Consider the following 20246-nt stretch of genomic DNA (forward strand, 5'->3'; position numbering starts at 1 on the left):
GATGGTTATTCATCATACAGATCAATGGAGACAGCGAACAGACGGTTCTGTTCCAAACAGCTGCTCGTTAAAGACAGTAACGGCAGTGTGTGGAAGCCCCCTATTTCTACGCGATGGCGATGGCCATGATCCAGATAGTCGTGGATTTCCATGTAGCGCAGCGTGGCAAAGCGACCAGGTGTAGGCGACGGCATCCACCGTCTTGATGTGCTTGATCAGGCGGTCGCGTTGCTCATACACCTTAACTGGCCATTCCCGATCAGCGACGATGGCGATGTCGCCTTTTTTTTCGCCAGGTGCAACTTCGAGCGTGCCACCGGCTTCCGACAAGCCGAGCAAGTTGGCGCGGGCGGTAACGGCAGCGATAAAGTCCTTGCGGGCTTACGGGGCTTACGGGGCTTAGGTCTTGAGTTTGGATTTATTCATCGCTTGATTACATTTTCCGACTGCTAGCGAGGGTGGCAATGGGCATCGCCCACAACGGACGGTCATTGGCTCGGCCGAGGGGCAGCGTTTCGGTTCCATCATAAAGGATGATGCCTGCTTTGAAATTCTGGGGCGCAACGCTGGCCAGCCGCTTTAATCCGGCGAGGTCGCTCAAGGAGACACTGGCGGCGGCTTTAACTTCGATGCCGATAATTCCCCCCGAGGCATTCTCCACGACGAAATCGACTTCGTAATGGTCTTTGTCGCGGTAGTAGAAAAGTCCATATTCACCTTCTGACCAGGTGATTTGTTTGCGTAGCTCGGCGTACACGTAGCTTTCCAGCAATTGACCAAACAGATTGCGTTGGCGCATCGGATCGGAAAAATCCAACAACACGCTCAACAGGCCAGAATCATTAAATTGCAGCTTGGGGGTTTTAACCAAACGCGATAGCCGGTTCCTCGACCACGGCTGCAGCCGCTGCATCAAATACATTTGCTCGAAGATGGCAATGTATTTGCTGGCAGTCTTATGGTCGATGCCGACTTGTCCGCCCAGCTGGCTATAGTTGCAAAGCCGCCCTGCAGTGTGCGCCAAGGCGCGCATCAGACGGGGCACCTGATCGAGTTTGTCGATGCTGGCGATGTCTTTGATGTCGCGCTGGATTAGCGAGTCGATGTATTGTTTTGCCCAGGTTCTGCGGCGACGATTATCCTTACGCGATAACGCTTCGGGATAGCCGCCTCGAATCACTTTATCTACCAGCGCCTCGCCCACCGCAGGCTGTGTTGCCGCCAATATGCCATCGGCAAATAAAGTGTCTAGCCATGTGCGTGAAGATTCAGGATTGGCGGTGATCTCGCACTGCGCGAGAGGCAGCAACACCAAGGTTTCCATTCGCCCTGCGAGCGAGTCGGCAATACTGGGCAAAGCCATTAGATTAGCCGAGCCGGTGAGCAAGAATCGACCCGCACGGCGATCTTCGTCGACCGCTTTTTTTATTGCCAAGAGCAAGTTGGGTGCGCGCTGTACTTCGTCTATTACGGCACTATCAAGACTGCGAATCACCCCAACCGGATCTTCCTGCGCTGCAAGTCGTGTGAGCTCATCGTCAAGCGTGAGGTAACGCCGCTCACTCCCAGCCAACTGCCGCACCAAGGTGGTTTTACCCGCCTGGCGCGGGCCGCTCAACAACACGACTGGCGTGTCAGCCAGCGCAGCCGTCACGCGTGACTGGATGTATCTGGGATAGATTGATGTTGCTTCAGTTTCAAGCATGCTTGGCCGCCTCGTCTATTTGGGATTTAAGTATAGCCTAATTGGGATTATTGTTATTTTATTTTGGGATTATAGCGAGCGAGAATGTGCATGAGCCAATAATCTTTTTCAACCAGGTAGAACTTCGGGGTCAGATACCGTCTTGAATAGCAAGCCTGCTGTGAACGAAATTGGCATCAAACGGCCTGCCTGACTTCACCACACCATAGATGATATGGACGAGTTTACGCATTGCCAACGGCAAGGCACTGGCAGCCTTCATCGGCGTATCGCCACGTCAGCGGCAATCCGGTAGTTCAGTCAAGGGTCGCACCATGATTTCCAGAACCGGCCATGCGGACTTGAGGAAAGCCTTGTATATGCCAGGCATGGTGGCGTTACGTCACACACACGGTGCTACAGGCGTTTGGGGAAAGAATGGAAGCCAACGGCTTGGTGCCGAAGGCGGTCATTGGGGCAGCCATGCGTAAGCTCGTCCATATCATCTAGAGGGTGTCCTAAATTTTGTGTAAACGGGATTTCGCTATTGTTGCGGCAGCCGGTCTTCGAACTGAATATTAAACCGGTTTAATGCTGCGTTCCAATCACGGATCGGCATCGTCCATTTTTTGCTGATGTTGAGCAGCGCCAGATAGAACAATTTTAGCAGGGCTTTATCACTGGGGAACGCGCCCCGGTTCTTGGTGATTTTGCGTAGACTCATGTTTACCGACTCAATGGCATTGGTGGTATAGATCACTTTCCTGATCTCGGGCGGGTAGTCGAAGAACGGGATGATGCGTGCCCAGTTACTGCGCCAGGATCGGACGATAGACGGGTAATCTGCACCCCATTGCTGCTCGAATTCATCCAGCCGCTGTTCGGCCTCTTCGACAGTGGCTGACGTGTACACGGCACGCAGCGCATCAGCGACTTCCTTGCGCAGTTTCCACGAGACGTAGTTCAAGCTGTAACGCACCATGTGTACGATGCAAAGCTGCACGGCAGTCTTGGGGTAGATCGTCTCGATGGCTTCAGGGAAACCCTTCAACCCATCCACGCAGGCGATGAAGATGTCCTGTACCCCGCGATTCTTCAGCTCGGTCACCACCTGCAGCCAGAACTTGGCACCCTCGGTCTGGGCGATCCAGATACCCAGCAATTCCTTCTCGCCGGCCAGGTTGATGCCGAGCGCCAGATACACGGCTTTGGTGCGCACGGCACCCATATCGCGCACCTTCACATGGATGCAGTCCATGTACACGATCGGATACAGTGCATCCAGCGACCGCGATTGCCACAGTTTCACTTCGTCAGACACGGCATCGGTGACGGATGAAATCAGGCTGGGCGACACTTCGGCACTATACATTTCTTCCAGGTGGCTTTGTATCTCCCGTACGGTCATGCCACGGGCATACAGCGACACTATCTTCTCGTCGAAGCCACTCCAGCGCGGCTGATGTTGGGGATCAGTTGCGGCTCAAAGCTGCCGTGGCGATCCCGGGGGATGTCAATGGGCAGTTCACCGAATTCACCTTTGAGCGTCTTGCTGCTTTTGCCATTGCGGGGGTTCTTGGCTGGGTTGGTGACGGCTTCATGTTTACCATGGCCGAGATGGGCTTCCATCTCGGCTTCCAGGGCGCGTTCAACCAGCGCCTTGATCAGCTGCTTGAGCAGGCCGTGTTCGCCAATCAGGTCTTCAGGTTTCTGGTAACCCGATAACAGGCTATCAATCAGGTCATTGGGTAGTGCTTTTGCTGCGGTCATTACAACTCCTTTCAAAGTAGTAGCAGTTTCCTGCTTAATGACCGTTTACACAAAATTTCTTACGCCCTCCAACGTGAATACGCGCACAGTGAATGCCACGGCATTTCAGCCACCACTCATCACCAGATCAAACGCTCGGCGCAGCAGGTTAAGCTCCTGAATCGGGGTACCGCGCATTTCACTGATGGGTTTGAACACGCCGCCATTGGGTTCCAGTGCGGCCTTGGGTGCATCCAGCGTAGTAAAACGCAGCAAATGAATGCGAATCGGGCCGGTGGGACTGTCCATCCATTCCTGAAACCCATCGGCATGCGTCAATACGGTCGGGGAATAACCATACTGCGCGGTCATGGCCGCCATCACGGTATCGGCATCATGCTGTTCACTGGTTTCTGCTGGTGCAGCCATCGCGCTGGCTTCTTCCGGCAACGGGGTGGGCGCCAGTACGCTGGTGCCGTAGCGCGCAAACACCGAGGCGGCGCTGTAGCTGTCGAAGTGGCACAGGATCACACGATTACGATCGAAAATATTGGCACTCTCCATTGACTATCCTTTGTCTGCTTTCTCTCTGACTATCAAAATTTTTTCACCTCAATGTTGTATTTCAGCAATGCGTAACCCATCTGCCGTGGCGAGATATTAAGCAATCGGGCGGCTTTGGCCTGTACCCAGCCGCACTGTTCCAGCGCCCAGATCAGCCGTTCGCGCTCGGTGGAGGGTGGGGCGGGGTGTTCAACGGCTGATGGCGCGACGTGCTCGCGCTGGTTGCTCTCTGCCGCCGCAGGCGGCTTCTCGACGTGAGCTGGCTGAATCACGGTGACGGGGATGGTGTCACCGTGCAGCATCTGGGTAAGGCATTTGGCATGCTGACAGGGAAAGTCGAATTCCCGGATGACGTTGGTTCGCGTCATGGTTGCAGTGCGCTCGACGCAATTTTCCAGCTCGCGCACATTGCCCGGCCAATAGCAGTTGACCAGCACCTGCATGGATTCCGCCGACAAGGTCAGCTTGCGCTTGTTTTCCAGATTGAATTTACTGAGGAAACGCTCCACCAGATAGGGAATGTCTTCGCGTCGGTCACGTAGTGGCGGCAGGAAAATGCTGACCACGTTGATGCGGTAATACAGATCGGCGCGAAACTCGCCCTTGGTGACGGCTTGCTCCAGATTCCTGTTGGTGGCAGTAATCAGGCGCACATCGACTTTAATGGAACGATTGCCGCCAACGCGTTCGAATTCGCGCTCCTGCAGCACGCGTAACAGTTTGGCCTGGAACGCCGGGGAAATATCGCCGATCTCGTCCAGGAACAGGGTGCCGCCGTGCGCCTGCTCGAAGCGGCCCTTACGCTCGGCCTGCGCGCCGGTAAACGCGCCCTTTTCGTGGCCGAACAATTCGGATTCCAGCAGAGTTTCGGTCAATGCGGCGCAATTGACCTTGATGAACGGGCCGTTCTTGCGCGAGCTGAGAAAATGGATGCCGCGGGCGATGACTTCCTTGCCGGTGCCGCTTTCGCCACGCAACAGCACGGTGGCGTGCCCCGGTGCAGCCATGTGCGCCTGCGCGAACACCTCCTGCATGGGCTTGGAATAACCGACCACATTGTCCAGGCTGTATTTGCCGTGCAATTCGCTTTTTAGGCGCCGCTGTTCCTGCATGAGCAGGGTGCGCTCGGCAGTGACGCTCTGATGCAAGCGCACGGTCTGGCCGATCAGGTTGGCGACCATCGTCAGCAACAGCACATCATTCTGGAATTTGCCGCTGCGTCCTTCCGCCACACGGTCTATGCTCAATACGCCGATGGTTTCGGTGCCATGCTTTATCGGTACGCCGATAAAGGCGATGGGCTGCTCCGCGATCTCATCCAGCGAACCGGTACGGTTGAGAAACAGCGGTTCCTTGGCAATATCGTGCACGACTACCGGTATGCCGGTTTGCAATATGCGTCCGGTCACACCTTCACCTGACTGGAACCGCCCGCGCTTGAACTCTTCTGCCGACAAGCCACTGGCACCAACCAGGTGCAACTCGCCTGACGCCTGTAACAAACTGATCATGCCGCGTCGCGAGTCCAGATTAACGGACAACAGGTTCAACACCTCGCGAAAGGTTTTCGGCAGGTTGAGCGACGAGCTCAAGATTTTGCCAACTTCATAAATGGTGACCAGCTCCAGGCTCCTGCTCTGCTCTGCTGTTTTAGCCATTTGGCTCTCCAAAAATCAATACTGGCTACGGTTAAAATACAAACCCTTGTTCCCCTATATTTTTGATATTGAGATAATAAGATCGTTAAATTGCCGGGATGACGGACGCAATAATTTTCCTGTAAACGTATTTCATGCAAAAAACGTACCGGTAACGCATCGCACCCGGATCGGCAACCGCCCCGCGATCCGGGTTTCCCCGTTTATCATTTGCGATAACCGCGTTGTGACGCGATTCGCAGCCGGACACGCCGGATACATATTTCGCTTACAGCCGCAGCCAGGTGCCGGAATTCATCAGGCACTTATTTTGCTAATACCTTCCATAACGCGCATTTTTGTAAGTAACCCTACAGGAGGATGTATGCCTATCTACGATTATCGCTGTAATAATTGCGACAAAACTTTCGAACTTCTGGTCAGATCAACCACCGTGTTCGCTTGTCCACAGTGCGGCAGCCTGCAACTGGAAAAACTCGTGTCGATGCCGGCACCCAAGAGCAAGATCGATGTCCTGCGCAAACGCGTACGCAGCCAGGCCGCCCGCGAAGGCCATTTCAGCAACTACAAGCCTTCGGAAATACCGCGCAATTGATGTCGCAGGCACCGGCGGGCACGTAGTCTGCACGCCGCGCGGCTCATTACGCCAGCGGCTACCCCACGCTCCGGGACTACGCTCGGGTTTTTGTACCGATCCCTACAAAAACGACAATCAAGATCACCTTGAATTTATATTTTTATTCAATAAAACCATAAAGTTACAAAACCAAATCAATATTGGTACGCTACTTGCTGATAGCAGAATGTACCGACTGTCAACCGACAAACATTACTCGCGATACTTAAAGACACCATGCTCAAGTCACCTATATATCTCGACTATTCTGCAACCACCCCGGTCGATCCGCGTGTGGCACAGAAGATGATCCCTTATCTGACAGTGATGTTTGGCAATCCGGCCAGCCGTTCGCATGCCTACGGCTGGGATGCCGACAAGGCTGTCGAAGAGGCGCGCGAACACGTTGCCAAGCTGGTCAATGCCGACCCCAAGGAAATCGTGTGGACGTCCGGCGCAACCGAGTCCAACAACCTGGCACTGAAGGGCGCGGCGCATTTCTACAAAGCCAAGGGCAAACATCTGATTACGGTGAAAACCGAACATAAGGCGATTATCGATACCTGCCGCGAACTCGAACGCGAGGGTTTTGAAGTCACCTATCTGGATACGCGTGAAGACGGTCTGCTCGATCTGGAAGTCTTCAAGCAGGCGATCCGCCCCGACACCATCCTGGCATCGGTGATGTTCGTCAATAACGAGATCGGCGTGATCCAGCCGATTGCCGAGCTGGGTCAGATCTGCCGCGACAAAGGCATTATTTTTCATGTGGATGCTGCGCAGGCGACCGGCAAGGTCGAAATTGATCTCGGCAAACTCAAAGTCGATCTGATGTCGTTCTCCGCCCACAAGACCTACGGCCCCAAAGGCATAGGCGCACTGTACGTGCGCCGCAAGCCGCGGATACGGCTGGAAGCGCAGATGCATGGCGGCGGTCACGAACGCGGCATGCGTTCCGGTACGCTGGCTACGCACCAGATCGTCGGCATGGGTGAAGCCTATCGTATCGCCGCCGAGGAAATGGCTGCCGAAAACGAACGCATCCGCCAGCTGCGCGACCGTCTGCTGGCGGGTTTCATGGCGCTGGAAGAGGTCTACGTCAACGGCGATATGACCCGGCGCGTGCCGCACAATCTCAACATCAGTTTCAACTATGTAGAAGGCGAATCGTTACTGATGGCGATCAAGGACATTGCGGTCTCCAGCGGCTCGGCCTGCACCTCGGCCAGTCTGGAGCCATCCTACGTACTGCGCGCACTGGGCCGCAACGACGAACTGGCGCACAGCTCGATCCGCTTTAGCCTGGGGCGCTTCACCACGGTCGAAGAAGTGGATTTCGCGATCGAGCTGATCAAGGAAAAAATCGGCAGGCTGCGCGAGCTGTCTCCGCTGTGGGATATGTACAAGGATGGCATCGACATCAACTCGGTGCAATGGGCTGCACACTAAATTCAGGAGAACACTATGTCATACAGCGACAAACTCATAGATCACTACGAAAACCCGCGCAACGTCGGCACCTTCGACAAGGACGACGACAGCGTCGCCACCGGCATGGTCGGCGCACCGGCATGCGGCGATGTGATGAAGCTGCAGATCAAGGTCAATGCCGACGGCGTGATCGAAGATGCCAAATTCAAGACCTACGGCTGCGGCTCGGCGATTGCATCCAGTTCGCTGGTGACCGAGTGGGTCAAGGGCAAGACGCTGGAACAGGCGCTGGATATCAAAAATACCGCCATTGCCGAAGAGCTGGCATTACCGCCGGTAAAAATCCACTGCTCCATCCTCGCCGAAGACGCGATCAAGGCCGCCGTGGCGGATTACCGTTCCAAACACGAAACGGGCGAAGCCGGCTATCCGATCTGTGCACCCGTCGCTGCCCATTGATGTCCCAACCTCTGATAAACAGGAGCTGACCATGTTAGAAACCATGTCTGAAACCACCCAAACGGCAACCATCACCGATTTTTCCAGCCCGATACAGTTCTCCGAGAGCGCGGCGCTGAAAGTGAAGGACATGATCGCGGAAGAAGGCAACCCGAAATTGAATTTGCGTGCTTATGTCACCGGCGGCGGCTGTTCCGGCTTCCAGTATGGTTTTGCCTTTGACGAAACCATCAATGAAGACGACACCTGCATCGCCAGGCATGGCGTCAATCTGATCGTGGATGCGGTGAGTTTCCAGTATCTGGCCGGTGCCGAAATCGATTATGAAGACGGCCTGGAAGGCGCCCGCTTTCTTATCAAGAACCCGAATGCTGCCTCTACTTGCGGTTGCGGCAGCTCGTTCTCGATGTAATCACCCCTGCTGAGGAGAGCATCATGACTGTCACCCTGACTGAGAGCGCGGCTAAACGCGTCAGCAGTTTTATCGAAAAACGCGGCAAGGGCGTAGGTTTACGTCTGGCGGTTAAAACCAGCGGCTGCTCCGGCCTGGCCTACGCCATCGAATTTGCTGACGAAACTGCAGAAGACGACCTGCTGTTTGAAAGCCACGGCGTGACCGTATTGGTAGATCCGAAAAGCCATGTTTTTCTGGCTGGCACCGAGCTGGATTTCGTACGCGAGGGGTTGAACGAGGGCTTCAAGTTCAACAATCCCAACGTCAAGGACTCCTGCGGCTGCGGCGAGAGTTTCAAGGTCTGACCCTTTTATTGACGCATAAACCGGCAATCTATTATGGCACTGCTACAGATATCCGAACCCGGCCTGTCCGCCGCACCGCACCAGCATCGCCTGGCAGTCGGTATTGATCTAGGTACCACCAATTCGCTGGTAGCCAGCGTCATCAGCGGCTCCGGCACGGTCATCCGCGACGAATTTGAACGCAGTCTGCTGCCGTCCGTGGTGCGTTATCTGGCTGATGGCAATATCGAGACCGGCCATGACGCACTGGCGCATCAAAGCTGCGACGCACTCAATACCATCGCCTCCGCCAAACGCCTGATGGGACGCGGACTCGCCGATGTGGCCGACATACACCAGATACCTTACCGCCTGATCGACTCCCCGGGCATGGTCAGCATCGCCACCGCGGCGGGAGCCAAAACACCGGTCGAAGTCGGTGCAGAAATTCTGCGTACGTTGCGCCTGCGTGCCGAAGCCGCATTGGGCGGCGAACTCACCGGCGCCGTCATTACCGTGCCCGCCTACTTCGACGACGCGCAGCGCCAGGCCACCAAGGATGCTGCGCGACTGGCCGGACTGACTGTATTGCGGCTGCTCAACGAGCCTACCGCTGCCGCAATCGCTTATGGCCTCGACAATGCCGCCGAAGGTATCTATGCGGTCTATGATCTGGGTGGCGGCACGTTTGATATTTCCATCCTCAAACTGTCGCAGGGTATCTTTGAAGTACTCGCCACCAACGGCGATTCCGCACTGGGCGGCGACGATTTCGATCGCGCCATCGCTGGCTGGGTCAGCGCACAACTCGCGCTGCCAGCGCTGGATGCGTACGACATGCAACAATTGCTGACTCAGGCTCGAGTTGCCAAGGAAGCCCTGTCGGTTGAGCCCATCGCCCGCATCAACACCACGCTGTGCGACGGTCGCGCCATCGATGCACTGCTGTCGCGTGAAACGTTCGAGAGCATCACCGCCGAACTGGTGGCACGCACCCTCAAACCTACACGCAAAGCCTTGCGCGACGCCAAATTGGGCGTAGAAGAGGTCACCGGCGTGGTGCTGGTGGGCGGTTCTACCCGCATGCTGCATATACGCCAGGCCGTAGCCGACCATTTCCGGCAGACCCCGCTGACCAATGTCGACCCCGATCAGGTCGTCGCCCTCGGCGCAGCCATGCAGGCCAACGTACTGGCAGGCAATCGCGGCAACGACGACTGGCTGCTGCTGGATATCAATCCGCTGTCGCTGGGCATCGAAACCATGGGCGGGCTGGTGGAAAAGATCATCCCGCGCAACGCCGGCATACCGGTAGCGCAGGCGCAGGAATTCACCACCTTCAAGGATGGCCAGACCGCCATGAGTTTTCACGTGCTGCAAGGTGAACGCGAATTGGTGGCAGACTGTCGCTCGCTGGCGAGGTTCGAGCTGCGTGGCATCCCGCCCATGGTGGCGGGCGCGGCACGCATCCGGGTGACGCTGCAGGTGGATGCCGACGGACTGCTGAGCGTTAGCGCCCGTGAACAGAGTACCGGGATAGAAACATCGGTCATCGTCAAGCCCTCATACGGGCTGAGCGATACCCAGGTCGCAGAAATGCTGCAGGATGCTTACGGTAAAGCCGACAGCGACATGCAGGTACGCATGCTGCGCGAAGCACAGGTAGACGCCCGGCGCCTGCTCGATGCCACCTACGCCGCCATCGAACAGGATGGCGAAATCCTGCTCGCGCCCGGCGAGCGTGCGGTACTGACGAAGGCCATGTACGCATTGGCTGAAGTCATCGAAACCAGCGATGCGGACAGTCTGCGTGCGCTTAAACAGGCCAGCGAGGCGCTCAACCGCGCCACTCGGAATTTTGCCGCCCGGCGCATGGACGCCAGCATACAGCGCGCCCTGGCCGGACATAAACTGGCCGACCTGGCACAGGTTTAATCCGCCACTTTCCGGAGAGATCACCATGCCACGCATTATCGTTCTGCCCCATGACACGCTCTGCCCGCAAGGCGCGACCTTTGATGCCAAAGCGGGGGGCTTTCTGTGCGACGCACTGCTCAAGAACAGCATTGCGCTGGAACATGCCTGCGAAAAATCCTGCGCTTGCGCCACGTGCCACGTCATCATCCGCGAAGGCTACGCTTCGCTGACGCCCGCGGGTGAAGATGAAGAAGATCAGCTCGACAAAGCCTGGGGGCTCAACCAGCATTCACGTCTGGCCTGCCAGGTAGTTGTGCGTCAAGCCGACCTGCTGGTGGAATTGCCACGCTATACCCTGAATCTTGTTCAGGAAAAGCCTGAACCAGGGTTGCCCCATGAACCATGACTATTAACAATCACCGTGCAAAGTTGTATTTGCATGGTACTCCACACCATGCGCTCTTTGCATTCAAGTAAATTCCTCCTTATTCAATCATTCTTGGTATAAAGGCATTCCCGATTTAAACAGTGCGGACTTATTCCAAATATGTTCCAATTAACTTACTAATTCCTTACAATATTCTAAAAAATCACAATAACTAACCGATCCGTCTCACAACCACCATTATTAACAACGGGGGAGATTATGCGAAACAACATGCCCGTCACAGGCACAGAATACATTTTGAGCGAATCCGAAACCATCGTCTCAAAAACCGATCTGCACGGCAACATTACTTACATTAACCAGGACTTCATCAATATCAGCGGGTTCTCCGAAGAAGAGTTGCTGGGCGCGCCGCAAAACATAGTGCGCCACCCCGACATGCCGAAAGAGGCCTTTGCCGATTTCTGGCGCACACTGCAAAGCGGCAAGGCCTGGACCGGCCTGGTAAAGAACCGCTGCAAGAATGGCGATCATTACTGGGTGGAAGCCAATGCTGCGCCCATGTTCGAAAACGGTCGGATCGTTGGCTACACCTCCATACGCGTCAAGCCCGACAGAGGCCAGGTCCGCGATGCCGAGAACGCTTACCGGGAAATAAGATCGGGTAGTAAAAAACTGGAAATTGCCGAAGGCGAAGCCGTTCGGCGCTCGCTGCCCCAGCATCTGGACATCCTGAAGAATGCATCCATCAAGAGCAAACTGATCATGTCCTCGGGCTTGTTGGCGCTGCTGTTCACAGCCAATCTGATCGCAACCGTAAACAGCAGCAAGCCGTATGATAATTGGTCGGTAGCCGTTTCCGTTATCGGCATGCTGTTGTCCGCCTTGTTCGGCTTCATGTTCTACCGCAGCATCGTGACGCCGCTGGAACGTGTTCGCCGCGATATTGAGCGCATGAGTGCGGGGGATCTTTCCGGAAAAATCATATCGGATAGAGACAATGAGCTGGGTAAAGTCATCCAGTCGTTACGCATTTTACAAATCAATGTGAAATTGCTGGTCGGGCAGATCAAGGAAGCCACCGATCTGGTCAATACCGGCGCGAAGGAAATAGCTGCGGGCAATGCCGATCTCTCTGCACGTACCGAATCGCAGGCCAGTTCGCTGGAAGAAACCGCTTCTGCGATGGAGCAACTGACCAGCACCGTAAAACAGAATGCAGACAATGCCCATGAAGCCAACAAACTGGTTGCGACAACCTCCGACATCGCAGTCAAAGGCGGAACCGCTGTAGGCAATGTCGTCAGTACCATGAGTTCAATCCAGGACAGTTCACGCAAGATCGCCGATATTATCGGCGTCATCGACGGTATTGCATTCCAGACCAATATTCTGGCCCTCAATGCCGCTGTAGAGGCGGCGCGCGCTGGAGAACAGGGTCGCGGCTTTGCGGTGGTAGCGACCGAAGTGCGCAGTCTGGCGCAACGCTCGGCGGCAGCTGCCAAGGAAATCAAGGCATTGATCGACGACTCGGTGGAGAAAGTCGGACTGGGCAGTAAGCTGGTCGACGCCGCAGGCAAGACCATGGATGAGATTGTAAGCTCGGTCAAGGGCGTGGCTGGCTACATGAATGACATCACCGCTGCGAGCCAGGAACAAAGCGCAGGCATAGAGGAAGTCAATCAGGCGGTTATGCAGATGGATGAAACGACCCAGCATAATGCAGCATTAGTCGAACAGGCCGCAGCAGCGGCAGCGACCATGCAGGATCAGGCAGGCAAGCTGGCGCATCTGGTTAGCGCATTCAGACTGGTCGCCGGTGCGCAAACACATTCAGTCGAACATAGCGCCGTTCCGGTACAAACTGCGGTAATACGCGTACTGCCAACCCGAATCAAGCCAAAGCCTGCTCCGGCCAGACTGGCTGTACCGATTGCCAATAGCAACAGAAAATAAGCCCCTATCCAGCAGGCGCAAGTACGCTCTTGCGTCTGCAAGCTGCACTCATTCAAAATAGTTCAGCCAGCGTTGCCGAACGCGACATCCGGCGCCAGCTCCCCTGTTACAAAAACGACAAACGCGACATTGGGTCTGCTTCGCCCATTTCGATGGACCGCCGAAATTCCCGCAACATCATGAAAAATATAACATAAATTTCCATATCGTCAGCTGGCACAGCTATTGCTGAATAGAGACTGAAACCCTATTCAGTACACGCCAATGGAAGCCACTGACATCATGATCACGATTAACGACACCACTCTGCGCGACGGCGAGCAAACCGCCGGAGTAGCGTTCAGTGCAGACGAAAAAATCGCCATCGCCAAGGCGTTGTCGAGCGCGGGTGTGCCGGAGATGGAAATCGGCATCCCGGTGATGGGCGACGCCGAAATCGAATTGATTCAGGCCATTGCCGATCTGCACCTGCCGTCCAGACTCATGGCGTGGGGCCGCATGTGCGAGACCGACCTGCTCGCCATCGCCTATTGCAATGTCGATATCGTCAATCTCTCCATCCCGGTTTCCGATGTGCAAATCAAGCACAAGCTGGGGCGTGATCGCAACTGGGTGCTGGCGCAGATACAGACATTCGTGCCATGCGCGCTGGATCTCGGGCTGGAGGTATGCGTCGGCGGCGAAGATGCTTCACGTGCCGATGTCGAGTTCCTGCTCACCGTCGCTGAAACCGTGCAAGATGCCGGTGCCCAGCGCTTCCGTTTTGCAGATACGCTGGGCTTGCTGGATCCCTTCGCCACCTACGGCCGCATCAGCATGTTGCGGCAGGCCGTTGATATCGATCTGGAAATGCATGCCCACAACGATCTGGGGTTGGCTACCGCCAATACGCTGGCCGCCATCCGCGCCGGGGCCAGCCATGTCAATACCACGGTCAACGGACTCGGCGAACGCGCAGGCAATGCCCCGCTGGAAGAAGTGGTGATGGCGCTGCGTCACCTCTACGGCATCGAAAGCGCCGTCGATACCCTGCATTTTCCCCACATCTCTCAACTGGTGGCCGCGGCTTCCGGTCGGCCTGTCCCACCCAATAAAAGTATCGTCGGCGATGCCGTATTCACCCACGAATCCGGCATCCACGTGGATGGGCTCATCAAGAATCCGCGCAACTACGAAGGTTTCAGCCCTGCCGAAGTCGGTCGTGAACATCGCACGGTGCTGGGCAAGCATTCCGGGTCGCATTCAGTCATGGATGCCTACGCCAAAATCGGACTGGTGCTCACGGATCTGGAAGCGCACTCCCTGCTCAGCATGATCCGCATACACGCCATATTGACCAAAAGCACGCCAAGCATAGACGACCTGAAACGTTTCTACCTTGAAAATGCGGCGTGCACAGGCACGCCGTCGTGATGAGCGAGAAACCTGCGATGACTACCACATTGACCGACAAGCATATTGACCATCAGGCGCGAGCCGGGACAACGCCTTCAGGTTTGTGGGCCATGGTGCGCGAAGACATTGCCTGCGTATTCGAACGCGACCCGGCGGCCCGCAACACGCTGGAAGTGGTCAGCATCTATCCCGGCGTGCATGCGCTGGTGCTGTACCGTCTTGCTCACGCGTTGTGGCGGCGCAAGCTGCGCTACGGTGGACGCCTGATCAGCTTTATTGCGCGCATGTTGACGCAGATAGACATCCATCCGGGGGCCACCATAGGGCGGCGTTTCTTCATTGACCACGGCTGTGGCGTAGTCATCGGCGAAACGGCGGAAGTGGGTAACGATGTTACGCTCTATCACGGCGTAACGCTGGGCGGCACCACATGGAATCCCGGCAAACGCCACCCGACGCTGGGTGACGGGGTGGTGGTCGGGGCTGGTGCAAAAATACTCGGCCCGGTGAGCATAGGCCGCAACGCCCGCATCGCCGCCAATTCCGTGGTAATCGAGGACGTCACCGCAGAAATGACCGTAGTCGGCATCCCCGGTCGCATGGTGCTGCCCAGGCATCAGCGCCGCATCACCGCTGACGGTATCGATCTCGACCATCACCGCATGCCCGACCCCGTGGGCAAGGCGATTGCCTGCCTGCTCGACCGCATCGCCGATCTGGAACGGCAGGTGACAACGCTTGCAGGCGATGATAGCAGTACTGGCATTTGCCAAACCTGCGATAGCGATGCCTGTGCGCAGCCTATTTTTGACGGCAGCCTGAAAACTGATGCCGTTGCAACACCCAAGCATTCCTGAGGAGAAACGCAATATGAATGCCATGATCAAACAACTGACCCAGTTTTCCGCCGCCGAGGAGTTCCTCGATTATTTCGGCATCCCCTACGAAGAAGCGGTGGTCAACGTGAACCGTCTGCACATCCTCAAACGTTTCTATCAATACATGCGCCAGGAAAAAGGCCTGGCTGCGCTGGACGAAGTCGCCATGTTCAAACAGTACCGTGCATTGCTGATGCGTGCTTATGAAGACTTCGTGCACTCCAATGCAGCGCAGGAAAAGGTCTTCAAGGTATTCCAGGATGCAGAAGCCAAAAGCTTCGGCCTGGACAAACTGAAATCCACGCTGCCTACGCTCAGCTAGGAGATAGCCATGCATATCGTCGTCTGTATCAAGCAGGTTCCAGATAGCGCACAGATCCGCGTGCATCCAGTGACCAACACCATCATGCGTCAGGGTGTACCTGCCATCGTCAACCCTTATGACCTGTTCTCGCTGGAAGAAGCGCTGCGCCTCAAAGACAAACACGGCGGCCGCGTCACTGTGATCAGCATGGGGCCGCCGCAGGCAGAAGGCGCATTGAAGAAATGCATCGCCTTCGGTGCCGACGCCGCCATCCTCGTCACCGACCGCGCTTTTGCCGGTGCCGATACGCTGGCGACCTCGTTTGCGCTGGCCTCGGCCATCCGGCAGATCGAAAAGGACATGAAGGTCGACATGGTGTTCGCCGGCAAACAGACCATAGACGGTGACACCGCGCAGGTTGGCCCCGGCATTGCCAAACGCCTGAACATGCAACTGCTGACTTATGTTTCGCAGATTGACGCACTGGATCTGGACAAGGGCGAAATCCAGGTACAACGCCGTGCCGAGGGCGGTGTGCAGGTGCTGCAGACCAAACTGCCGTGCCTCATCACCATGCTCGAAGGTACCAACGAGATGCGCTTTGCCACTATGGAAAACATGTTCCGTGCTGCGCGTTACCCGGTCAATTTCTGGAACAAGGATACCGCCGGTATCGAAGATATCAGCAAAATCGGGCTAAAGGGTTCACCCACACTGGTAAGCAAAGTGTTCGCGCCACAGCCCAACACCAAACCGGCAGAAATAATCGACACGGAAAGCCACGAGCCGCGCGACATTGCGCTGACTCTGATAGGCAAGCTGTTCACGCAGCACCCGAAACTGCGCGACAGCATCGTCAAGCAGGCTGCCTGAACGGTAAGCTGCAATATTTAAGCGAGGTAGATCATGAGCGAAGCAAATGCACCATCTGCAACACCGGCCAAGAAACCCGCCGGACGCGGTAATTTCGAACTCGACGAACGGCTGAAGGCCTATAAGGGCGTCTGGGTCTTCATCGAACACGAACGCGGCGAAGTCCATCCGGTATCCTGGGAGTTGCTGGGAGAAGGCCGCAAACTCGCTGACAAGCTCGGTGTTGACTTATCCGGCGTGGTCATGGGGCCGCCGGGACTGCCGACGCGGCGTTTCTGCGAAGAAGCTTTCTTCCACGGTGCTGATAATTGCTATCTGATCGAAGATACTGTTCTCAGCAATTATCGCAATGAATCCTTCACCAAAGGGCTCACCGATCTGGTCAACACCCACCAGCCGGAGATACTGCTGCTCGGCGCCACCACTCAGGGCCGCGACCTGGCCGGTAGCGTGGCCACCACACTGCAAACCGGACTTACCGCCGACTGCACCGAGCTCAATATCGACCCGGACAATCGCGGTCTGGCTGCAACGCGCCCCACTTTCGGCGGCAGCCTGCTGTGCACCATCATCACCAAGAATTACCGGCCCCAGATGGCGACCATCCGCCCGCGCGTAATGGCCATGCCCGACCGCGACGGCAACCGTAGCGGCCGCATCATCGAGCACTCGCTGGGCCTGATAGAAACCAGCATCATCACCAAAGTGCTGGAATACATCCCCGACGAAAATCAGGACAAACCGCAACTGCCCTTTGCCGACATCATCATTGCCGGCGGGCGCGGCATGAAGAAACCGGAGAATTTCCAGTTGATCTGGAATCTGGCTCAGGTACTCGGTGCCGAAGTCGGCGCAACGCGGCCCGTAGTGCAGGCCGGCTGGGTGGATGCCGAACGCCAGGTCGGTCAATCCGGCAAGACGGTGCGGCCCAAGTTGTATATAGCCGCCGGCATTTCCGGCGCGATCCAGCACCGCGTCGGCATGGAAGGTGCGGACGTCATCATTGCCATCAACAACGATCCGAACGCAGCCATTTTCGATTTTGCCACCTACGGCATCGTCGGCAACGCCATGACGGTGCTGCCGGCATTGACGGAAACATTCAAGCAACAGCTCGCAGTCGCACGCATGGCGGGCTAAAGGAGAAAATCATGGCTGAGAAATTTGATGCTATCGTAGTCGGCGCAGGCCCTTCCGGCAATGCCGCCGCTTACACCATGGCGAAAGCCGGGTTGAAAGTGCTGCAACTGGAGCGCGGCGAATATCCCGGCTCGAAGAACGTGCAGGGCGCGATCCTGTACTCGGATGCGCTGGAAAAAATCATCCCCGATTTCCGTTATGACGCGCCACTGGAACGCCACATCATCGAGCAGCGCATGTGGGTGCTGGATGACGAATCCTACATCGGCACGCACTATCGCTCGGACGAGTTTAACAAGCCGCCGTACAATCGCTACACCATCATCCGCGCACAGTTCGACAAGTGGTTCTCCGAGAAGGTACAGGAAGCCGGCGCAATGCTGATCTGCGAAACCACGGTGTCCGACCTGCTGATGGATGGCAAGCGCGTCATCGGTGTACAGACCGACCGCCTCGGTGGCTCGATCTATGCTGATATTGTCATTCTCGCCGATGGCGTCAATTCGCTATTGGCCACCAAAGCCGGATTTCACCCCGAGCTGGAACCTAAGAATGTGGCGCTGGCTGTGAAGGAAATCCACTTCATGCCTCAGGAAACCGTGGAAGCCCGTTTCAACGTCAACGGCGATGCCGGCGTGGTGATCGAAATGGCGGGCAAGATAACCAAAGGCATGATGGGCACCGGCTTCCTCTACACCAACAAGGAATCGCTGACGATCGGCGTAGGCTGCATGCTCTCCGACCTCAAGCAGCAAAGGATTTCGCCGTATCAGTTGCTGGAGGAAATGAAAGCGCATCCGTCCATAGCACCGATCCTGGATGGCGGCGAAATGAAGGAATACACCGCGCATCTGATACCCGAAGGCGGTTACAAGGCGATCCCGGAACTGTGCGGCGACGGCTGGATGATCGTCGGCGATTCCGGCATGTTCGTCAACGCCATGCACCGTGAAGGCTCCAATCTGGCGATGACTACCGGCTGCTTTGCCGCGGAAACGGTCATCGAACTCGCCGCCGAACAGAAGCCATTTACGGCAAAGAATCTGGCACGCTATCGCGAAAAACTGAACGAGTCCTTCGTCATCAAGGATCTGAAGAAATACAAGAACATGCCCGACGTATTCCATGCCAATCCGCAATTCTTTACCGCCTATCCGGAAATGCTGAATCAGGCAGTGCACAAAATGCTGCGGGTTGACGGTGTCGACAAGAAGACCAAGGAAAAGCAGATCATGGCCAATTTCAAACAGCGGCGTTCACTGTTCGGCCTGATGGGCGACGCTTACAAACTGTGGAGGGCTTTCGAATGAGTGCCAACGCAAAAGTCGAAGAAAAACTGTTCCAGAACCGTTACCGCGTCGATTCCGGACATCCGCACATCCAGATCAAGGACGAAGAGTTGTGTGCATCGCAATGCGAAACCCGGCAATGCACAGTATGCTGCCCGGCCGGCTGTTACACCCTGGAAGGCAATGGCCGCATCGTGCTCATCACCGACGGCTGTCTGGAATGCGGAACCTGCCGCATCATCTGCGATGATTACCGCAATGTGGCATGGGAATATCCGCGCGGCGGCTATGGCGTACTGTTCAAGTTCGGTTAATCCCGAAATCAGTGCATCAAACGCCCGACCAACATTTAACTTATCAAGGAAAGCAACATGAGCAAGCCCGTCAAACACGTATTCGTCTGTTCACAATCCCGCCCTGACGGTCATCCGCGCGGCTCATGCTCGCATAAGGGCTGCAAGGAAGTATTGCAGACCTTCTGGCAGGAACTGCAACAACGCAATGCCTATGACCGTATCGCCGTTACCTACTCAGGCTGCCTCGGCCCCTGCGATCAGGGTGCCAACGTGCTGGTCTACCCGGAAGGCGTACTCTACGGTCACGTCACCAAGGAAGATGTAGCAGAGATTTTCGACTCGCATCTGGTGGATGACGTGCCGGTCGAGCGCTTGCGTGTACCTGCCGGAAGCTGGTGATGCAGGGCCTGGATAGCGCCGGCGATCCGCTAGCCTTGTTCGGTGGCGAGGCCAGCCCGGTGATCGCGCAATTGCTGCACGATGCCGCGGCAGCTTACCAGCACACCAGTCGCGCCGAGGCGATACTGTGGAGTGCACAGGCCATCAATCCTGCCTGCCTGCCGGTGTATTTTGCGTTGTACAAATTTTATTTCTACAAATTCCGGCTGGCAGACGCAGAAAAAGTGGCATTGATGGGATTGGAGACGGCTGCGCGTCAAGGTGGTTTTGCTTCAGACTGGAAGCAATTATCACCGCTTTCCGTAAATTGGGGCCTGACCGACAGGCCCCAGCATTTTTACCTGTTTACCCTCAAGGCGCTGGCCTTCATACGCCTGCGCCTGGGACAGCACACGGACAGTCTGGCACTGCTCGACAAGTTGCAGGAGCTGGATCCCGGCGATTCGGTAGGCAGTTCAGTGATACGCGATCTGGCCACTGAACTGATCTAGCAGTCTTGTTATCCTGAAACC

The 20246-nt window shown here is 56.2% G+C and carries 22 protein-coding genes and 1 pseudogene; 18 read left to right on the top strand and 5 right to left on the bottom strand.

Annotation, left to right across the window (positions count from 1 at the left end):
* Window positions 1–5 precede the first annotated feature (5 nt).
* Window positions 6–194, bottom strand: coding sequence for a hypothetical protein (locus tag CAP31_RS14880; protein ID WP_189836623.1), 189 nt, complete (start codon window positions 192–194; stop codon window positions 6–8).
* Window positions 195–433: 239 nt separating this feature from the next.
* Complete coding sequence (locus tag CAP31_RS00160) at window positions 434–1705, bottom strand: ATP-binding protein (protein ID WP_087445677.1); 1272 nt, start codon at window positions 1703–1705, stop codon at window positions 434–436.
* Between the two features lie 209 nt (window positions 1706–1914).
* Here CAP31_RS00160 and CAP31_RS00165 point away from each other — a divergent pair, with 209 nt between their 5' ends.
* The gene (locus CAP31_RS00165; protein WP_087445678.1) at window positions 1915–2175 is read left to right on the top strand and encodes a transposase; all 261 of its coding nucleotides are present in this window, start codon (window positions 1915–1917) and stop codon (window positions 2173–2175) included.
* Window positions 2176–2228: 53 nt separating this feature from the next.
* Here the strand turns inward: CAP31_RS00165 and CAP31_RS00170 are convergent.
* The 3 genes and pseudogenes from CAP31_RS00170 to nifA form a co-directional block, all read right to left on the bottom strand.
* Window positions 2229–3454, bottom strand: a pseudogene (locus CAP31_RS00170) (IS256 family transposase).
* A 105-nt stretch (window positions 3455–3559) separates the two neighbouring features.
* A complete protein-coding gene (locus tag CAP31_RS00175; RefSeq protein ID WP_087445679.1) occupies window positions 3560–3997 on the bottom strand; it encodes a hypothetical protein in 438 nt (145 codons plus the stop codon).
* A gap of 32 nt (window positions 3998–4029) precedes the next feature.
* Window positions 4030–5655 (bottom strand): nif-specific transcriptional activator NifA, encoded by a 1626-nt coding sequence (gene nifA / locus CAP31_RS00180; RefSeq protein WP_087445680.1) that lies wholly within the window; start codon window positions 5653–5655, stop codon window positions 4030–4032.
* 364 nt (window positions 5656–6019) lie between these two features.
* Between nifA and CAP31_RS00185 the strand changes: the two genes are divergently transcribed.
* The 17 genes from CAP31_RS00185 (at window position 6020) to CAP31_RS00265 (ending at window position 20225) form a co-directional block, all read left to right on the top strand.
* Window positions 6020–6250: a zinc ribbon domain-containing protein gene (locus tag CAP31_RS00185; RefSeq protein ID WP_087445681.1), complete on the top strand. Its 231-nt coding sequence runs from the start codon at window positions 6020–6022 to the stop codon at window positions 6248–6250.
* A gap of 258 nt (window positions 6251–6508) precedes the next feature.
* Window positions 6509–7720: an IscS subfamily cysteine desulfurase gene (locus tag CAP31_RS00190; protein WP_087445682.1), complete on the top strand. Its 1212-nt coding sequence runs from the start codon at window positions 6509–6511 to the stop codon at window positions 7718–7720.
* A 15-nt stretch (window positions 7721–7735) separates the two neighbouring features.
* Window positions 7736–8161: a Fe-S cluster assembly scaffold IscU gene (iscU, locus tag CAP31_RS00195; protein WP_087445683.1), complete on the top strand. Its 426-nt coding sequence runs from the start codon at window positions 7736–7738 to the stop codon at window positions 8159–8161.
* A 43-nt stretch (window positions 8162–8204) separates the two neighbouring features.
* On the top strand, window positions 8205–8573 hold the full coding sequence (gene erpA / locus CAP31_RS00200; protein WP_189836660.1) for an iron-sulfur cluster insertion protein ErpA: 369 nt from the start codon (window positions 8205–8207) through the stop codon (window positions 8571–8573).
* Between the two features lie 23 nt (window positions 8574–8596).
* Window positions 8597–8920 (top strand): iron-sulfur cluster assembly protein IscA, encoded by a 324-nt coding sequence (gene iscA, locus CAP31_RS00205; protein ID WP_087445685.1) that lies wholly within the window; start codon window positions 8597–8599, stop codon window positions 8918–8920.
* Window positions 8921–8953: 33 nt separating this feature from the next.
* The gene (hscA, locus tag CAP31_RS00210; protein WP_087445686.1) at window positions 8954–10834 is read left to right on the top strand and encodes a Fe-S protein assembly chaperone HscA; all 1881 of its coding nucleotides are present in this window, start codon (window positions 8954–8956) and stop codon (window positions 10832–10834) included.
* A 25-nt stretch (window positions 10835–10859) separates the two neighbouring features.
* Complete coding sequence (gene fdx, locus CAP31_RS00215; protein ID WP_087445687.1) at window positions 10860–11222, top strand: ISC system 2Fe-2S type ferredoxin; 363 nt, start codon at window positions 10860–10862, stop codon at window positions 11220–11222.
* A 279-nt stretch (window positions 11223–11501) separates the two neighbouring features.
* Window positions 11502–13160: a methyl-accepting chemotaxis protein gene (locus tag CAP31_RS00220; protein ID WP_369802416.1), complete on the top strand. Its 1659-nt coding sequence runs from the start codon at window positions 11502–11504 to the stop codon at window positions 13158–13160.
* Between the two features lie 282 nt (window positions 13161–13442).
* Complete coding sequence (gene nifV / locus CAP31_RS00225; RefSeq protein ID WP_087448184.1) at window positions 13443–14573, top strand: homocitrate synthase; 1131 nt, start codon at window positions 13443–13445, stop codon at window positions 14571–14573.
* Window positions 14573–15412: a serine O-acetyltransferase gene (gene cysE / locus CAP31_RS00230; RefSeq protein WP_087445689.1), complete on the top strand. Its 840-nt coding sequence runs from the start codon at window positions 14573–14575 to the stop codon at window positions 15410–15412. The genes nifV and cysE overlap by 1 nt, the downstream gene beginning before the upstream one ends.
* Before the next feature lie 13 nt (window positions 15413–15425).
* Window positions 15426–15755: a nitrogenase stabilizing/protective protein NifW gene (gene nifW, locus CAP31_RS00235; protein ID WP_087445690.1), complete on the top strand. Its 330-nt coding sequence runs from the start codon at window positions 15426–15428 to the stop codon at window positions 15753–15755.
* Window positions 15756–15764: 9 nt separating this feature from the next.
* Window positions 15765–16610 carry an electron transfer flavoprotein subunit beta/FixA family protein gene (locus CAP31_RS00240; protein ID WP_087445691.1) on the top strand — a complete coding sequence of 282 codons (846 nt, stop codon included), beginning with the start codon at window positions 15765–15767 and terminating at the stop codon, window positions 16608–16610.
* Between the two features lie 33 nt (window positions 16611–16643).
* Window positions 16644–17750, top strand: coding sequence for an electron transfer flavoprotein subunit alpha/FixB family protein (locus CAP31_RS00245; protein WP_087445692.1), 1107 nt, complete (start codon window positions 16644–16646; stop codon window positions 17748–17750).
* 11 nt (window positions 17751–17761) lie between these two features.
* On the top strand, window positions 17762–19060 hold the full coding sequence (locus tag CAP31_RS00250; RefSeq protein WP_087445693.1) for an FAD-dependent oxidoreductase: 1299 nt from the start codon (window positions 17762–17764) through the stop codon (window positions 19058–19060).
* Window positions 19057–19353, top strand: coding sequence for a ferredoxin family protein (locus CAP31_RS00255; protein WP_087445694.1), 297 nt, complete (start codon window positions 19057–19059; stop codon window positions 19351–19353). Before CAP31_RS00250 ends, CAP31_RS00255 begins: the two co-directional genes overlap by 4 nt.
* Window positions 19354–19410: 57 nt before the next feature.
* Complete coding sequence (locus tag CAP31_RS00260) at window positions 19411–19734, top strand: ferredoxin (RefSeq protein WP_087445695.1); 324 nt, start codon at window positions 19411–19413, stop codon at window positions 19732–19734.
* Window positions 19734–20225 (top strand): hypothetical protein, encoded by a 492-nt coding sequence (locus tag CAP31_RS00265; protein ID WP_223247307.1) that lies wholly within the window; start codon window positions 19734–19736, stop codon window positions 20223–20225. The genes CAP31_RS00260 and CAP31_RS00265 overlap by 1 nt, the downstream gene beginning before the upstream one ends.
* Window positions 20226–20246 lie beyond the last annotated feature (21 nt).

Origin of the sequence: Sulfuriferula sp. AH1 (assembly GCF_002162035.1) — a bacterium.
Classification (GTDB): Bacteria; Pseudomonadota; Gammaproteobacteria; order Burkholderiales; family Sulfuriferulaceae; genus Sulfuriferula.

What these genes read in the sequence shown, in the direction of transcription:
- CAP31_RS14880 (WP_189836623.1), bottom strand. Translation starts at nt 194, where the DNA reads ATGCCGTCGCCTACACCTGGTCGCTTTGCCACGCTGCGCTACATGGAA.
- CAP31_RS00160 (WP_087445677.1), bottom strand. Translation starts at nt 1,705, where the DNA reads ATGCTTGAAACTGAAGCAACATCAATCTATCCCAGATACATCCAGTCA.
- CAP31_RS00165 (WP_087445678.1), top strand. Translation starts at nt 1,915, where the DNA reads ATGATATGGACGAGTTTACGCATTGCCAACGGCAAGGCACTGGCAGCC.
- CAP31_RS00175 (WP_087445679.1), bottom strand. Translation starts at nt 3,997, where the DNA reads ATGGAGAGTGCCAATATTTTCGATCGTAATCGTGTGATCCTGTGCCAC.
- nifA (WP_087445680.1), bottom strand. Translation starts at nt 5,655, where the DNA reads ATGGCTAAAACAGCAGAGCAGAGCAGGAGCCTGGAGCTGGTCACCATT.
- CAP31_RS00185 (WP_087445681.1), top strand. Translation starts at nt 6,020, where the DNA reads ATGCCTATCTACGATTATCGCTGTAATAATTGCGACAAAACTTTCGAA.
- CAP31_RS00190 (WP_087445682.1), top strand. Translation starts at nt 6,509, where the DNA reads ATGCTCAAGTCACCTATATATCTCGACTATTCTGCAACCACCCCGGTC.
- iscU (WP_087445683.1), top strand. Translation starts at nt 7,736, where the DNA reads ATGTCATACAGCGACAAACTCATAGATCACTACGAAAACCCGCGCAAC.
- erpA (WP_189836660.1), top strand. Translation starts at nt 8,205, where the DNA reads ATGTCTGAAACCACCCAAACGGCAACCATCACCGATTTTTCCAGCCCG.
- iscA (WP_087445685.1), top strand. Translation starts at nt 8,597, where the DNA reads ATGACTGTCACCCTGACTGAGAGCGCGGCTAAACGCGTCAGCAGTTTT.
- hscA (WP_087445686.1), top strand. Translation starts at nt 8,954, where the DNA reads ATGGCACTGCTACAGATATCCGAACCCGGCCTGTCCGCCGCACCGCAC.
- fdx (WP_087445687.1), top strand. Translation starts at nt 10,860, where the DNA reads ATGCCACGCATTATCGTTCTGCCCCATGACACGCTCTGCCCGCAAGGC.
- nifV (WP_087448184.1), top strand. Translation starts at nt 13,443, where the DNA reads ATGATCACGATTAACGACACCACTCTGCGCGACGGCGAGCAAACCGCC.
- cysE (WP_087445689.1), top strand. Translation starts at nt 14,573, where the DNA reads ATGAGCGAGAAACCTGCGATGACTACCACATTGACCGACAAGCATATT.
- nifW (WP_087445690.1), top strand. Translation starts at nt 15,426, where the DNA reads ATGAATGCCATGATCAAACAACTGACCCAGTTTTCCGCCGCCGAGGAG.
- CAP31_RS00240 (WP_087445691.1), top strand. Translation starts at nt 15,765, where the DNA reads ATGCATATCGTCGTCTGTATCAAGCAGGTTCCAGATAGCGCACAGATC.
- CAP31_RS00245 (WP_087445692.1), top strand. Translation starts at nt 16,644, where the DNA reads ATGAGCGAAGCAAATGCACCATCTGCAACACCGGCCAAGAAACCCGCC.
- CAP31_RS00250 (WP_087445693.1), top strand. Translation starts at nt 17,762, where the DNA reads ATGGCTGAGAAATTTGATGCTATCGTAGTCGGCGCAGGCCCTTCCGGC.
- CAP31_RS00255 (WP_087445694.1), top strand. Translation starts at nt 19,057, where the DNA reads ATGAGTGCCAACGCAAAAGTCGAAGAAAAACTGTTCCAGAACCGTTAC.
- CAP31_RS00260 (WP_087445695.1), top strand. Translation starts at nt 19,411, where the DNA reads ATGAGCAAGCCCGTCAAACACGTATTCGTCTGTTCACAATCCCGCCCT.
- CAP31_RS00265 (WP_223247307.1), top strand. Translation starts at nt 19,734, where the DNA reads ATGCAGGGCCTGGATAGCGCCGGCGATCCGCTAGCCTTGTTCGGTGGC.